Annotated in this window: 4 tRNA genes and 1 rRNA gene; all 5 read left to right on the top strand. The window is 54.5% G+C overall.

What is annotated here, in order from left to right:
- Window positions 1–76 (top strand): 5S ribosomal RNA (gene rrf, locus AB5N96_RS13525); the annotation flags it as partial.
- A gap of 9 nt (window positions 77–85) precedes the next feature.
- A tRNA-Asn gene (locus tag AB5N96_RS13530) sits at window positions 86–160 on the top strand.
- Window positions 161–166: 6 nt separating this feature from the next.
- Window positions 167–257: transfer RNA gene (locus tag AB5N96_RS13535), tRNA-Ser, on the top strand.
- Window positions 258–276: 19 nt separating this feature from the next.
- A tRNA-Glu gene (locus tag AB5N96_RS13540) sits at window positions 277–351 on the top strand.
- Between the two features lie 7 nt (window positions 352–358).
- Window positions 359–434: transfer RNA gene (locus tag AB5N96_RS13545), tRNA-Val, on the top strand.
- The last annotated feature ends 1 nt before the right edge of the window (window position 435 follow it).

Here is a 435-nt window from a genome sequence, read left to right on the forward strand (position 1 = left end):
CGAACACGGAAGTTAAGCTCTTCAGCGCCGATGGTAGTTGGGGGTCTCCCCCTGTGAGAGTAGGACGTCGCTAGGCATTATTTATTCCGAAGTAGCTCAGTGGTAGAGCAACCGGCTGTTAACCGGTTGGTCGTAGGTTCGAGTCCTACCTTCGGAGCCATTCTATGGAGAGCTGTCCGAGTGGCCGAAGGAGCACGATTGGAAATCGTGTATACGTTAATCGCGTATCAAGGGTTCAAATCCCTTGCTCTCCGCCATAGAGCTCTTACAAACAATGGCCCCTTGGTCAAGCGGTTAAGACACCGCCCTTTCACGGCGGTAACACGGGTTCGAATCCCGTAGGGGTCACCATTCATACGGAGGATTAGCTCAGCTGGGAGAGCACCTGCCTTACAAGCAGGGGGTCGGCGGTTCGATCCCGTCATCCTCCACCAT

This window comes from Chryseomicrobium imtechense, assembly GCF_041475995.1.
GTDB classification, from domain to species: Bacteria; Bacillota; Bacilli; order Bacillales_A; family Planococcaceae; genus Chryseomicrobium; species Chryseomicrobium aureum.